This is a genomic window from Stenotrophomonas sp. ASS1 (assembly GCF_004346925.1).
Taxonomy (GTDB): domain Bacteria; phylum Pseudomonadota; class Gammaproteobacteria; order Xanthomonadales; family Xanthomonadaceae; genus Stenotrophomonas; species Stenotrophomonas maltophilia_A.
Window position 1 is genome coordinate 4,038,190 of record NZ_CP031167.1, and the last position, 13,339, is coordinate 4,051,528.

At 67.3% G+C, this 13,339-nt stretch carries 11 protein-coding genes and 2 riboswitches; of the genes, 5 read left to right on the plus strand and 6 right to left on the minus strand.

The window, feature by feature from the left end; translation table 11 throughout:
- Nucleotides 1-53: 53 nt before the first annotated feature.
- Complete coding sequence (locus tag MG068_RS18645) at nt 54-674, minus strand: glutathione S-transferase family protein (RefSeq protein ID WP_132810852.1); 621 nt, start codon at nt 672-674, stop codon at nt 54-56.
- A gap of 145 nt (nt 675-819) precedes the next feature.
- Nucleotides 820-1,599, minus strand: a complete 780-nt coding sequence (locus MG068_RS18650) for an NYN domain-containing protein (RefSeq protein ID WP_032129684.1) — start codon at nt 1,597-1,599, stop codon at nt 820-822.
- A 123-nt stretch (nt 1,600-1,722) separates the two neighbouring features.
- On the opposite strand from MG068_RS18650, the gene MG068_RS18655 reads away from it, so the two are divergent.
- Nucleotides 1,723-3,003 carry an NAD(P)/FAD-dependent oxidoreductase gene (locus MG068_RS18655; RefSeq protein ID WP_071227868.1) on the plus strand — a complete coding sequence of 427 codons (1,281 nt, stop codon included), beginning with the start codon at nt 1,723-1,725 and terminating at the stop codon, nt 3,001-3,003.
- A 91-nt stretch (nt 3,004-3,094) separates the two neighbouring features.
- On the opposite strand, the gene MG068_RS18660 is transcribed toward MG068_RS18655, so the two are convergent.
- The 4 genes from MG068_RS18660 to MG068_RS18675 form a co-directional block, all read right to left on the minus strand.
- Nucleotides 3,095-3,550, minus strand: a complete 456-nt coding sequence (locus MG068_RS18660) for a hypothetical protein (RefSeq protein ID WP_132810853.1) — start codon at nt 3,548-3,550, stop codon at nt 3,095-3,097.
- A 3-nt stretch (nt 3,551-3,553) separates the two neighbouring features.
- Nucleotides 3,554-3,985 carry a nuclear transport factor 2 family protein gene (locus tag MG068_RS18665; RefSeq protein ID WP_132810854.1) on the minus strand — a complete coding sequence of 144 codons (432 nt, stop codon included), beginning with the start codon at nt 3,983-3,985 and terminating at the stop codon, nt 3,554-3,556.
- 68 nt (nt 3,986-4,053) lie between these two features.
- Complete coding sequence (locus tag MG068_RS18670; protein WP_240792093.1) at nt 4,054-4,446, minus strand: hypothetical protein; 393 nt, start codon at nt 4,444-4,446, stop codon at nt 4,054-4,056.
- 94 nt (nt 4,447-4,540) lie between these two features.
- The gene (locus tag MG068_RS18675) at nt 4,541-4,807 is read right to left on the minus strand and encodes a GIY-YIG nuclease family protein (RefSeq protein WP_049452937.1); all 267 of its coding nucleotides are present in this window, start codon (nt 4,805-4,807) and stop codon (nt 4,541-4,543) included.
- 40 nt (nt 4,808-4,847) lie between these two features.
- Nucleotides 4,848-4,937: riboswitch (glycine riboswitch) on the plus strand.
- A gap of 13 nt (nt 4,938-4,950) precedes the next feature.
- A riboswitch (glycine riboswitch) is annotated at nt 4,951-5,054 on the plus strand.
- A gap of 84 nt (nt 5,055-5,138) precedes the next feature.
- Between MG068_RS18675 and MG068_RS18680 the strand changes: the two genes are divergently transcribed.
- The 4 genes from MG068_RS18680 (at nt 5,139) to MG068_RS18695 (ending at nt 13,338) form a co-directional block, all read left to right on the plus strand.
- Complete coding sequence (locus tag MG068_RS18680) at nt 5,139-5,756, plus strand: trimeric intracellular cation channel family protein (protein ID WP_005411215.1); 618 nt, start codon at nt 5,139-5,141, stop codon at nt 5,754-5,756.
- 285 nt (nt 5,757-6,041) lie between these two features.
- The gene (locus MG068_RS18685; RefSeq protein ID WP_012512239.1) at nt 6,042-7,208 is read left to right on the plus strand and encodes an MdtA/MuxA family multidrug efflux RND transporter periplasmic adaptor subunit; all 1,167 of its coding nucleotides are present in this window, start codon (nt 6,042-6,044) and stop codon (nt 7,206-7,208) included.
- The gene (locus MG068_RS18690) at nt 7,205-10,282 is read left to right on the plus strand and encodes a multidrug efflux RND transporter permease subunit (RefSeq protein ID WP_132810855.1); all 3,078 of its coding nucleotides are present in this window, start codon (nt 7,205-7,207) and stop codon (nt 10,280-10,282) included. Before MG068_RS18685 ends, MG068_RS18690 begins: the two co-directional genes overlap by 4 nt.
- A complete protein-coding gene (locus MG068_RS18695) occupies nt 10,279-13,338 on the plus strand; it encodes an efflux RND transporter permease subunit (protein ID WP_132810856.1) in 3,060 nt (1,019 codons plus the stop codon). The genes MG068_RS18690 and MG068_RS18695 overlap by 4 nt, the downstream gene beginning before the upstream one ends.
- Nucleotide 13,339: the final 1 nt, after the last annotated feature.

The window sequence follows — 13,339 nt, forward strand, 5'->3', positions numbered from 1 at the left end:
GCCCGGCGGTCCTCCGCATACCACGCTCGCCGGGCATGGCCCGGCGCTACCCCTCAGGTCAGCGGCGACATCACGCCGCGCTGGTAGGCCGGGCGTTCGCGCAGGCGGGCGTACCAGTCGGCCAGGTGCGGCAGTTCCGGGCGCTGGATGGGCAGTTCGAACCAGGCATAGATCAGCGAGCCCAGCGGGATGTCACCCATCGCGAACGTCTCGCCCGACAGCCACGGCTGTCTGGCCAACGTGGCATCGGCCATCGCCAGGTAGTCACCGGCACGCACGATGGCGGCATTGATGCGCGCTTCGTCGCGGTCAGCTGGGGCGGTGCGCATGATGCCCCAGATCAGGTCGGTGTACAGCGGCGCCATGCGCGAGGTGCTCCAGTCCATCCACTTCTCGGCCTGGGCGCGTTCCATCGGGTCTTCGGCGTACAGCGTGCCCAGCGCGTAGCGCGCACTCAGATAGCGCACGATGGTATTCGATTCCCACAGCGGCAGGCCATGGTCTTCGATCACCGGCACCAGGCTGTTGGGATTCATCGCCAGGTACTCCGGCGTCTGCGTGCCGCCGTGGCTGCCACCGACTTCGATGGACTCATACGGCAGGCCGATTTCCTCGGCGCACCACAGCACCTTGCGGACGTTGCTGGAATTGCGGCGGCCCCAGATCTTCAACATGCGGGTTTTTTCCTTGCTGGCAATGCGAGCGGCAACGATACGCCTGATCGGAGTGGGTGTGTGGGTGGCGGATGCGGGATCTGGCATCTGGGGCTTGCCGGCCAGCGGCCGGCACTACCGGTTCCTTTCCGGCCAGCGGCCGGCACTACCGGTTTTTCTTCGGCAGCGCGCGCACGTAGGAGGACTTGCCGTCCTTCTTCAGCTCGAACAGGCCGATCGCTGCCAGCAGGTCACTGAGCTTGCCGTAACCGTAGTTGCGCGGATCGAACGAGGCCTGGTTGCCGATCTGGCTGCCGACCGGGCCAAGGTGCGACCAGCCATCCTCGCCCTCGGCCGAGGACACCGCACGGCGCAGCATCTTCACCAGCCGCGTATCGCTGCGCATTTCCGCGCCGCTCTTGCGTGGACGCGCATCGTCGTTGGCCACTGGCTCGTTCGGTGCCTGTTCGTTCGATGACTGTTCGGTATCCTGCACGCTGGCATGGGTCTGGCCCAGCGCTTCCAGATAGGTGAACTTCGAACACGCATTGACGAACGGTTCCGGCGTTTTCTTCTCGCCGAAGCCATAGACCTTCACGCCATCGGTCAGCAGGCGCATCACCATCGGGGTGAAGTCGGCATCGCTGGACACGATGGCGAAGCCATCCAGATTGCGCGCGTACAGCAGGTCCATGGCATCGATCACCATCGCCATGTCCGACGCGTTCTTGCCTTTGCTGTAGGCGAACTGCTGGATCGGGCGGATCGCATATTCGTGCAGCACGGCCTCCCAACCCTTCAACCGCGGGCTCTTCCAGTTGCCATAGGCGCGGCGCACGTTGGCCACGCCGTAGCGGGCGACTTCGGCCAGGACCTCGTCGATCTTCGAGGCCGGCGCGTTGTCGGCGTCGATCAACAGGGCGATGCGCTTTTCCGGTTCGCTCATGGACTCCTCGCGGGCGGTTGCCTGAACCCGAGTATCGCCGATCCACGCGGGCGCTGACGTGACAGGGCGCCATCGTGCGAAGATGCCAGGCGCTTCCCCCAATGCCCCCACTGGAGTGAGTCGATGAGTCGCGAGCGCGTTCCCCACCTGGTTGTTGTCGGCGGCGGTTTTGCCGGTCTCTGGGCCACCCGTGCCCTGGCCCGCGAGCGCATACGCATCACCCTGGTCGACCGCCGCAACCACCATCTGTTCCAGCCACTGCTGTACCAGGTGGCCACCGCCGGCCTGTCCGCGCCGGACATCGCCGCGCCGCTGCGCCACATCCTCGGCCACCAGCGCAATGTGGAAGTCCGCCTGGGCGAAGTGGTGACCATCGACAAGCAGGCCCGGCAGATCCGCATGGCCGATGGCAGCACGCTGGACTACGACAGCCTGCTGCTGGCTACCGGCGCCACCCACGCCTACTTCGGCAACGACCAATGGGCCGATGATGCGCCCGGGCTGAAGACGCTGGACGATGCCATCGCACTGCGCCGCAAGCTGCTGCTGGCGTTCGAGCGCGCCGAGGCCGAGCCGGACCCGGCGAAGAAAGCGGCGTGGTTGAGCTTTGCCGTGGTCGGCGGCGGCCCCACCGGTGTTGAACTGGCCGGTACCTTGGCCGAAATCGCGCGGCATACGCTGCGCAACGAGTTCCGCCATATCGATCCGGCCAGCGCCAAGGTGCGGCTGGTCGAAGCCGGCCCGCGCGTGTTGTCTTCGTTCCCGGAAGTGCTTTCGCTGAAGGCAAGGCGGCAACTGGAAAAACTGGGTGTGGAGGTGCTGACCGGTACCCCGGTGAGCGACATCGACAGCCAGGGTTTCAAGCTCGGCGATCAGTTCGTACCGGCCCGCACCGTGGTGTGGGCCGCCGGCGTGGCCGCTTCACCGCTGGCGCGCACGCTGGAGGTGCCACTGGACCGCGCTGGACGCGTGCAGGTGCAACCCGACCTCACCCTGCCTGGGCACCCCGAGCTGTTCGTGGCCGGTGACCTGGCCGCACTGAACCAGGCCAATGGCAAGCCGGTGCCCGGCGTCGCGCCCGCCGCCAAGCAGATGGGCAAGTACGTGGCCGAGGTGATCCGCGCGCGTCTGCATGGCAAGGCCGCACCGGGGCCGTTCAAGTACGCCGACTTCGGCAACCTCGCCACCATCGGCCGCATGGCCGCGATCGTGCACCTGGGCCGGCTGCAACTCTCGGGCGTCCTCGCCTGGTGGTTCTGGCTGGCCGCACACGTGTTCTTCCTGATCGGCTTCCGCAACCGCATCGTGGTGCTGCTGAACTGGGCCGTGGCGTACTGGAGCTACCAGCGCAGCGCGCGCATCATCTTCGGTGATGATCAGGAAGACCGGCGACCCCGACGGTAGTGCCGGCCGCTGGCCGGCTGCTGCGCGGTCGGATCCCTTTCCGCAGGAAAGGGCTCTGACCCCGTCAACACCATCCACGCATGGCGTGGATCTACCGGTTCATCGGGCCACCTGGCACCCGCCGTTTCGACCAGGTGCGGCAGAAATCCTCCTTCCTCGCGGTGTCGGCAATCTGTGCGGCACTCCAATGCCGGGTGATCCAGATCGTCAATGCGGTGCTGCTCAGATGCCAGCGCGGCATGCAGTGCCGAGGCTGCCGCCACAGGTGGCGTCGGGCAATCCAGTAAGCCTCCCGCTCCACTTCAGGCACCTTCTTCTGCATCACGTCCTTGTCGAAGAACTGCGCGGCGAAGCGCCAGGGGTTCATCGGCTGGTATCCCGCCCGTGGTTCACTACTGCACGCAGCCACACCACTGGGCACGCGGTCCGCCGGCTTCGGCCGGCCTTCCACCAGCGCCAGTCCGAGCAGGTACAACAGGCCAGGCAGCAGTGCGATGCCGGCGACCACCACGATGACTGACAGCCACGCTTTCCCCGCCGCACCCATCGCTCACTGCGCCTTTGGTTTCGCGTACCACAGTGCGTTGACGATGACCCAGCGCTGGTCGAAGCGGCCCATGTGGAAGTAGTCGACGAACCACGGGGTTTCCAGCCGCACCGAGGCGGCGTTGCCGGTCACGTCCAGCACCGTGCAGCGGCGGTCCCATTGATCCTTCGGGGTCTTCAGCGCGCCCTGCTTCGTCAACGCGACCAGCTCTTCCTTCGACATGCGGCGCAGGCCCAGGCGTTCGTCGGGTGTATCGCCGAGCACCGCGCGCTTGGCCAGGTCCGGGTGCAGGGAGCGGGCGACGCGCTGCGGGTCGGCCTCCAGCTGGCCGTCGACGTAATCGTGGCAGGTGGCTTCGATGGCCGCGATGGTGGCCGGGTCGGCGGCAGGGCTCGTTGCTGCGGAAAGAGCGAACAGCAGGGCAATCGTGGACATCCGGGTCTCCAGCTCTGGGCGCGGGGCGATCATGGCATGGGCAAGCCGCATCCACGCATGGCGTGGATCTACTGCATCAGGCCCATTTCGTCGACGCTCAGCTGCATGTACAGGAACGCGGCCGCTTCGTCGGTCATCGGCTGGCCCTGCGGGAAACTGTCGAGCCAGGCGGAGATGCGCGCATGCCGATGCTTCAGCGCATCAGCTATCGCGCGCTTTTCCGCGTCGGTGGCATGTTCCTGCATCTCATCGCGCAGCAGGTCATCGCCGATGCCCCATTTTTCGGCCAGCGGGATCAGGTCGACCAGATCGGGCGGCACCTGGTCGCGGCGCAGGTGGATGGGCTCGGGCGTGTCCGGGCCGCGCTGTGCGGCCAGTTCGGCGGCGCTGCCGATCTGCCCGTGCTGCAGCGGTGGCGGAGTCTGGGCGCAGGCCGACAGGGTGATACAGAACGTCAACATCAGCATCCAGCAGGATTTCATCGGACCGCTTCCTGTGTCGATGGATGTGGCGATGATGGCATGGCCCAGCACACCATCCACGCATGGCGTGGATCTACAGGACCGGCGCCTGCAGCCAGGCCAGCTTGCGTTCGCGCGGCTGCTGCTTGAGCTGCCACTCGGCCCGCGAGGCGGCGGCCCGGTCCGGGTACTCGCGCACGGCCAGCACGCGCAGTGGCGGCCGTGCCCGGGTGTAGCGCGCGCCCTTGCCGGCCTGGTGGGCGGCGAAACGCGCCTCCACATCGGTGCTGATGCCGGCGTAGTAGCTGCCATCGCGGCATTCGAGCAGGTACAGGAACCACGGGCGGAGGGACGGGGCCATGCCCGGATTATGCCGTGCTGCACTGCAGCGGATATACTGGCGCCCGAATGCAGGAGAGAGGCGCCGCGCTGGCGCCCGCCGAAGGCGCAGGCTCCCATGATCGCTCAGGCCGGTGGGCTGGAATCCCACCAACCATGCATTCGACTCGCCGAGCTGGAGAGAGGTCACCGGGCACGCCCGGGACGATCCGCCGAAGGGGCACGCGGCCAACGCCGCTGAACTCTCAGGCAAAAGGACAGCGGGAGCGGCACCGGTCATCGTCATCCCGTCATTGCGCAGGCAGTGGCGGTAGTCGCGCATGGCCGGCCCCACCGCGCCCGGAGCCTGTCCCATGCTGCTGTCCATCATCTACCTGATCGCCATTTCCGCCGAAGCCATGACCGGCGCGCTGTCCGCCGGCCGTCGCCGCATGGACCTGTTCGGGGTGGTCATGATCGCCTGCGTCACCGCCCTCGGGGGCGGTTCGCTGCGCGACATCCTGCTCGGCCACTACCCGCTGGGCTGGGTGAAGCATCCCGAGTACCTGGGCTTCACCGTGTGCGCGGCGCTGATCGCCACCTGGGTGGCGCGCTGGATGCACCACTTCCGCCGCACCTTCCTGGTGCTCGATGGCCTGGGCCTGATCGCCTTCACCCTGATCGGCTGCTCGATCGCGCGCGAGGCCGGCCATGCCATGCCGATCGTGCTGATCGCCGGCATGCTGACCGGCGCGTTCGGCGGCGTGCTGCGCGACATTCTCTGCAACGAGGTGCCGCTGATCTTCCAGAAGGAGCTGTACGCGATCATCGCGCTGCTGACCGGCGCGGCCTACCTGTTGCTGCTGCACTGGGGCGTGGCCGACGCCACCGCGATCCTGTGCTGCCTCGGCGGCGGCTTCGCGCTGCGCCTGCTGGCGATCCACTACCGCTGGGAAATGCCGAAGTTCGTCTATCACGACGAAGTGCATTGATTGTTTGACGATAGTGCCGGCCGCTGGCCGGCAACACGGCACGCGCCCGCAGATTCCGGCAGGTTGCCGGCCAGCGGCCGGCACTACCGAATGCGTTGCATGACCATGGTCATGCGGCATTGGCCGGGGTGATTGGCTACCATTGTCACCCCGTCGCTGCCGCGACGGCATCCAGCCACGCCGCGCCCGCGGCCCCGCCAGACAACTCCCTCCCCGCTGCCCGTGGTGCCGTGAACGCGCCGACGGGCCCGCATGTCCCTGCGCGCGCAGGGCGCAGGATGCCCCATGTCTGTCGCCGAAAATTCCCGCTTCCGTCGTGCCCGCCTGTTGTGGGCGGTGCTGGCCATCGCCCTCGTCGCCGTTCTGGCGTGGTGGCTGTGGCCCCGGAATGGCGCCGGCAGCAGCGACGATGCGCCGGGCAAGACGGTGCCGGTACGCGTGGCACGCGCCAGCGCCGAGCCGCTGGTGCTGCGCCTGAAGGCGGTCGGTACGGTCACCCCGCTGCACAGCGTGGTGGTACGCAGCCGCGTGGATGGCGAACTGCTACGGCTGCATTTCCAGGAAGGCCAGCAGGTGAAGGCCGGCGATCTGCTGGCGCAGATCGACCCGCGCCCGTATGAAGTGAAGCTGGCACAGGCGCAGGGTACCCAGCAGCAGAATCTGGCCGAGCTGGAAAACGCCGAGCGCCAGCTGCAGCGCTACCGCGAACTGCAGAAGCAGAACTACGTGTCCGGGCAGGAACTGAGCGACCAGCAGAGCAAGGTGCGCCAGCTGCAGGGCCGCCGCCTCAGCGATCAGGCGTCTGTTGATGAAGCGCGCCTGCAGCTGCAGTACACCCGCATCACCGCGCCGGTCAGTGGCCGCGTCGGGCTGCGCCGGTTGGACGTGGGCAACCTGGTGCGCGCCAGCGATGCCGAAGGCCTGGTGACGCTGGCGCAGACCGCGCCGATCAGCGTGCTGTTCACCGTGCCCGAACCCGAGCTGCCTGCGCTGCTCGATGCCGTGCAGGCGCAACCGGCACTGGCGGTGGAAACCTGGGACCGCGAAGAACGCCGGCAGCTGGCCCGCGGCTCGCTGTCCAGCGTCGACAACCGCATCGATACCACCACCGGCACGTTGAAACTGCGTGCGCACTTCGACAACCACGATCTGGCGCTGTTCCCCAACCAGTTCGTCAACGTCCGCCTGCAGCTGGGCGAGCAGCCCGCGCTGCTGATTCCCGATGCCGCCGTGCAGTTCGGCAGCCAGGGCAACTACGTGCATATCGTCGACAAGGACAGCAAGGCACAACGCCGCACCGTGGTGCTCGGTCCAGCCGATGATGGACGCGTGGCCGTGCGCTCCGGGCTGGCCGCAGGGGACAAGGTGGTGATCGAAGGCATCGACGGGCTGGAAGATGGCACGGCGGTGGAGATCATCACCGAGGAGGCCGCGACCAAGGCCGGCGCATGAACCTCTCGCGCCCGTTCATCCTGCGCCCGGTCGCAACGACTCTCCTGATGGTGGCGCTGCTGCTGTCCGGCGTGCTGGCCTATCGCCTGCTGCCGGTGGCGGCGCTGCCGCAGGTCGATTACCCGATCATCCAGATCACCACGCTGTATCCGGGGGCCAGCCCCGAACTGACCACACGCACCATCACCGCACCGCTGGAGCGCCAGCTCGGCCAGATTCCCGGCCTGAAACAACTGTCGTCGACCAGTTCCGGTGGCGCCTCGGTCATTACCCTGCAGTTCGGGCTGGAGGTGTCGCTGGGTGTGGCCGAGCAGGACGTGCAGGCCGCCATCAACGCGGCGGGCAGCTTCCTGCCCGGGGACCTGCCTGTGCCGCCGGTGTACCGCAAGGTCAACCCGGCCGACACCCCCATCCTGACCTTGGCGGTGACCTCGCAAGGCCTGTCGCTGCCGCAGGTGCACGATCTGGTGGATACGCGCATCGCCCAGCGCCTGGCGCAGTTGCCCGGCGTCGGCCTGGTCAGCCTGGCCGGTGGCCAGCGCCCGGCGGTGCGCATCCAGGTCAATCCAGCGGCGCTGGCCGCCAACAACCTGGGCATGGACCACATCCGCACCGCCATCGCCGCCGCCAACGTCAACCTGCCCAAGGGCAGTTTCGATGGCCCGATCCGCGCGGTGATGCTCGATGCCAACGATCAGATGCGCAGCGTGGATGAGTACCGTGCCCTGGTACTGGCCTGGCGCGACGGCGCGCCGCTGCGGCTGGGCGATGTAGCCACCATTACCGATGGCGCCGAGAACCGGCAGCTGGCCGCCTGGAGCGGCACCACCCCGGCAGTGCTGGTGAACATCCAGCGTCAGCCCGGCGCCAACGTGATCGCCGTGGTCGAGCAGGTGCGTACGCTGCTGCCGCAGCTGCAGGCCACGCTGCCCGCCGGTGTGCAGATGAATGTAATGAGCGACCGTACCGAATCGATCCGCGCGTCGGTGCGCGGCGTGCAGAAGGAACTGGTACTGGCCATCGGCCTGGTGGTGCTGGTCACCTGGGTGTTCCTGCGCAATCTGCCGGCCACGCTCATTCCCAGCGTCGCGGTGCCGCTGTCGCTCATCGGCACCTTCGCGGTGATGCTGCTGGCCTGCTATTCGCTCAACAACCTCACGCTGATGGCGCTGACCATCGCCACCGGCTTCGTGGTGGACGATGCCATCGTGATGCTGGAGAACATCGCCCGCCATCTGGAGGAAGGCGAAAGCCCCCGCGATGCAGCGCTGAAAGGCGCAGCCGAGATCGGCTTCACCCTGGTGTCGCTGACTGTTTCGCTGATCGCGGTGCTGATCCCGCTGCTGTTCATGGCCGACCTGGTGGGTGCACTGTTCCATGAGTTCGCAGTGACACTGGCTGTAGCCATCGGCATTTCGCTGGTGGTCTCGCTGACGCTGACGCCGATGCTGTGCGCGCGGTTCCTGAAGCCGCACGCGAAGACTGCACATGCGCCCGATGTCTTCGACCGCGTCATCGGCCTCTACGACCGCCAGCTGCGCTGGGTGCTGCAGCGCCAGCCGCTGATGTTGCTGGCCACCGTTGCCACCCTCGCACTGACCGTGGCGCTGTACTTCGCCGTGCCCAAGGGTTTCTTCCCGGTGCAGGATGCCGGCCTGGTGCAGGGCATCAGCGAAGCGCCGCAGGCGATCTCATTCCAGGCCATGCGCGAGCGCCAGCAGGCGCTGGCGGCGGCCATCGAAGCCGACGAGGCGGTGGCCAGCGTCTCGTCCTACATCGGCGTGGACGGCAACAATGCCACGCTCAATACCGGCCGCCTGCTGATCGAGTTGAAACCGCACGGCGACCGCGACGGCGCCGCCGTGGTGATGGCACGCCTGCAACAGCGCGTGTCGAGGATCCCCGGCATCACCCTGTACCTGCAGCCGGTGCAGGAGCTGGGCATCGAAGACCGCATCAGCCGCACCCAGTACCAGTTCACCCTGACCACGCCGGATCTTGAAACACTGGAACGCTGGACCCCGAAGCTGCTGCAGGCGCTACGCCAGCAACCGGCACTGCGCGATGTCGCCAGCGATCTGCAGATGCAGGGTCGGCAGGCACGCGTAGCGATCGACCGCGATGCGGCGGCGCGCCTGGGCGTAAGCGTGGAAGCAGTAGCCGATGCGCTGTACGACGCCTATGGGCAGCGCCAGATCTCGACCATCTTCACCCAGGCCAGCCAATACCGGGTGGTGCTGGAAGCCGATCCGGCGCGCCAGCCGGGACCGGAAGCCATCACCGGCCTGCGCGTGCGCAACAGCGCCGGGCAGACCGTACCGCTGGGTTCGGTAGCGCGGGTAGAGGTGGGTCCGTCCGCACTGCTGCGCAATCACGTGGGCCAGTTCCCGGCGGCCACGCTGTCGTTCAATCTTGCCCCGGGTGCTTCGCTGGGCGAAGCGGTGGATGCCGTGCACGCCGCGCGCGCACAGGTGAACCTGCCGCAGAGCATCGAACTTCGCCTGCAGGGTGCCGCAGCGGCCTTCAGCAGCTCGCTGTCGTCCACGCTGTGGCTGATCCTGGCGGCCGTGGTGGTGATGTACATCGTGCTGGGCGTGCTCTACGAGAGCTTCATCCATCCGATCACCATCCTCTCCACCCTGCCCTCGGCCACCGTGGGTGCATTGGCCGCACTGTGGCTGAGCGGACGCAGCCTGGACCTGATCGCGGTGATCGGCATCGTGCTGCTGATCGGGCTGGTGAAGAAGAACGCGATCATGATGATCGACTTCGCGCTGGACGCGCAGCGCACACGCGGCATGTCACCGCGCGAGGCGATTCATCAGGCCGCGCTGCTGCGCTTCCGGCCGATCCTGATGACCACGCTGGCTGCACTGTTCGGCGCGGTGCCGCTGATGCTGGCCAGCGGTTCCGGCGCCGAACTGCGGCAGCCACTGGGCTGGGTGATGGTGGGCGGACTGCTGGTCAGCCAGGTGCTGACCCTGTTCACCACGCCGGTGATCTACCTGGCCTTCGACCGCCTGCAGCGTGGCCGTGCAGCGTCCCCGGTGGCGGTTGACGAGGCGCGCGCGTGAACCCCATCGCGCGCCTGGCGCAGGCCTGCGTGCAGCGCCCGGTAGCGACGATCCTGCTGGCGGTGGCGCTGGTGCTGGCCGGCCTGCTGGCATTGCGCCTGTTGCCGGTGGCGCCACTGCCGCAGGTCGACTACCCGGCCATCGAAGTCAGCGCCAGCCTGCCCGGCGCCTCGCCCGAGTCGATGGCAGCCACCGTCGCCACGCCGCTGGAGCGCGCATTGGGCAGCCTGCCCGGCATCTCACGCATCGACTCGGCCAGCACCCAGGGCCAGACCCAGATCGAACTGAAGTTCGTACTCGGCCGCGACATCGATGAGGCAGCGCGTGAAGTGCAGGCCGCCATCAATCTTGCACGCGGGCAGTTGCCCAGTGGCATGCCCGGCATGCCGCAGTACCGCAAGGTCAATCCCTCACAGGCACCGATCCTGGCGCTGGCACTGACCTCGGACACGCGTTCGCCAGGCCAGCTGTATGACCTGGCCTCCACCGTGCTGGCGCAGAAGCTGTCGCAGGTGCCGGGCGTGGGCGAAGTGCAGGTGGGCGGCAGCGCCTTGCCCGCCGTGCGTGTATCGCTGGACCCGAATGCGCTGAACCATGCAGGCCTGGCACTGGAGGACGTGGCCCAGGCCATCGGCCGCGCCAACGCCATGCGCCCGCTGGGTGCCGTGGGCGATGACCGCCAGCAGTGGCAGCTGGAAGCGCCGCTGCAGCTGCGCCAGGCCGCGCAGTACCGCGAACTGGCATTGAAGGTCAGCGACGACCGCACGCTGCGGCTGGGCGATGTCGCCGCCGTTGCCGATGGCGTGGAAGACCGTTACGCCAGCGGCTTCCACAACGAACGCCCCGCCGTGCTGCTGATCGTCAGCCGCCAACCCGGCGCCAACATCATCGCCACCGTTGATGCCATCCAGGCGCAGCTGCCGCAACTGCATGCGCTGTTGCCCTCCGGCGTGGACATGCGGCTGGTGATGGACCGCTCGCCGGTGATCCGCGCCACCCTGCACGAAGCAGAGCTCACGCTGGTGCTGGCGATCGTGCTGGTGGTGCTGGTGGTGCTCGGCTTCCTCGGCCACTGGCGTGCAGCGCTGGTGCCCAGCGTGGCGATTCCGGTGGTGCTGTTCGGCACGCTGGCGCTGATCGCGCTGATGGGCTTCTCACTCAATACGCTTTCATTGATGGCGCTGATCGTCGCCGCCGTGCTGGTGGTGGACGATGCCATCGTGGTGCTGGAGAACATCGCCCGCCATCGCGAACTGGGCGCCGACCGCTGGCAGGCGGCAGTACGGGGTGCATCGGAAGTCGGTGCCACGCTGCTGTCGATGAACGTTGCACTGGCCGTGGTGTTCGTCTCCATCCTGTTCCTGGACGACTTCGTCGAACGCCTGTTCCGCGAATTCTCGTTGACCCTGGTGGCGGCCATGACGGTCTCCGTGCTGGTCGCGCTGAGCCTGGTGCCGATGCTGTGTGCACGATTGTTCGTGGATGCCGCGCAGCAACCCTCGCGCTGGCAGCGGGGCAGCAATGCGCTGTTCGAGCGCCTGCGCAGCGCCTACCTGCGCACGCTTCAGGCCAGCCTGCACCGGCTGCGCTGGCCATTGCTGGCGTTCGTGGCCGTGATCGCCCTCAACGCCTGGTTGTTCCAACAGGTGCCCAAGGGCATCGTGCCCAAGCAGGACACCGCGCAGCTGCGTGGCTTCGCGCGCGGCGATGACGGCCTGTCCTTCCAGGCCATGCAACCGAAGATCGATGCGTACAGGAAGCTGTTGCTGTCCGATCCGGCCATCGAGGACATCATCGGCTACATCGGTGGCAGCAACGGGGTCAACAACGCCTTCATCATGATCAAGATGAAGCCGCTGGCCGAGCGCAAGGTGTCCAGCCAGCAGGTGATCGACCGCCTGCGCGCGCGGCTGCCCAAGCTGCCCGGCGGCAATCTCTATCTGTGGGTGGACCAGGACATCCGCCTGGAGGGCGCCGGCAGCAGCGGCAAGTACGAGTTCCAGCTGCTTTCAGCCGATACAGCGCCCCTGCGCGAATGGGCACCGAAGGTGGCTGCCGCCCTGCGTGGCCTGCCCGAACTGGTGGACGTGGAAGCACAGGGAGAAGCAGGCATGCGCCAGGTGATGCTGGACATCGACCGCGAAGCAGCCGCGCGCCACGGCGTCGACCTGCGCACCGTCGCCAACATGCTCAACAACTCCTTCAGCCAGCGCCAGGTCGCCACGCTGTACGACAGCCTCAACCAGTACCGCGTGGTGATGGAGCTGGACCCGAAGCACACCCAGGACCCGGGCACGCTGTCACGCCTGCAGGTGATCGATGGCAACGGCCAGCGCATTCCGCTGTCGAGCATCGCCAGCTGGCGCTATGGCATGGCACCGGACCGGGTGTACCACAGCGAGCAGTTCGCCTCGATCTGGATCGAGTTCGCGCTGGCACCGGGCGTAGGATTGGAACAGGCCACACAGGCGATCGATGGTGCGATGTCGAAACTGATGCTGCCGCGTTCGGTCCAGGGAAAACTGTCCGGTGAAGCCGGCGGGCTGGATCAGCTGCGCGCGCGCCAGCTATGGCTGGTGCTGGGCGCCACGCTGGCGGTCTACCTGGTGCTGGGCATCCTCTACGAGAGCTTCCTGCAGCCGCTGGTGATCCTGTCCACCCTGCCTTCGGCCGGTGTCGGTGCGCTGCTGGCGCTGTGGCTGTTCGGCAACGAACTGAACCTGATCGCCCTGCTCGGCCTGTTCCTGCTGGTGGGCGTGGTGATGAAGAACACCATCCTGCTGGTGGATTTCGCACTGGCCGGCGAGCGGCGCGGGCTGAGCGCGCAGGATTCAGTGATGGAAGCCGCACGGTTGCGCCTGCGGCCGATCCTGATGACCTCGCTGGCAGCGCTGCTGGGCACGCTGCCGCTGATGCTGGCCAACGGCGAAGGCTGGGAGCTGCGGCAACCGCTGGGCATTGCGATTGTCGGCGGCTTGCTGGTCAGCCAGTGGTTGACGCTGTACACGACCCCGGCGATGTATCTGGCCTTGGCGAGGATTCGGGCGAAGCCGTGAA

Bases quoted from the DNA above. Each gene is read 5' to 3' on its own strand.
- MG068_RS18645 (WP_132810852.1), bottom strand. From the start codon at position 674: ATGTTGAAGATCTGGGGCCGCCGCAATTCCAGCAACGTCCGCAAGGTG.
- MG068_RS18650 (WP_032129684.1), bottom strand. From the start codon at position 1,599: ATGAGCGAACCGGAAAAGCGCATCGCCCTGTTGATCGACGCCGACAAC.
- MG068_RS18655 (WP_071227868.1), top strand. From the start codon at position 1,723: ATGAGTCGCGAGCGCGTTCCCCACCTGGTTGTTGTCGGCGGCGGTTTT.
- MG068_RS18660 (WP_132810853.1), bottom strand. From the start codon at position 3,550: ATGGGTGCGGCGGGGAAAGCGTGGCTGTCAGTCATCGTGGTGGTCGCC.
- MG068_RS18665 (WP_132810854.1), bottom strand. From the start codon at position 3,985: ATGTCCACGATTGCCCTGCTGTTCGCTCTTTCCGCAGCAACGAGCCCT.
- MG068_RS18670 (WP_240792093.1), bottom strand. From the start codon at position 4,446: ATGTTGACGTTCTGTATCACCCTGTCGGCCTGCGCCCAGACTCCGCCA.
- MG068_RS18675 (WP_049452937.1), bottom strand. From the start codon at position 4,807: ATGGCCCCGTCCCTCCGCCCGTGGTTCCTGTACCTGCTCGAATGCCGC.
- MG068_RS18680 (WP_005411215.1), top strand. From the start codon at position 5,139: ATGCTGCTGTCCATCATCTACCTGATCGCCATTTCCGCCGAAGCCATG.
- MG068_RS18685 (WP_012512239.1), top strand. From the start codon at position 6,042: ATGTCTGTCGCCGAAAATTCCCGCTTCCGTCGTGCCCGCCTGTTGTGG.
- MG068_RS18690 (WP_132810855.1), top strand. From the start codon at position 7,205: ATGAACCTCTCGCGCCCGTTCATCCTGCGCCCGGTCGCAACGACTCTC.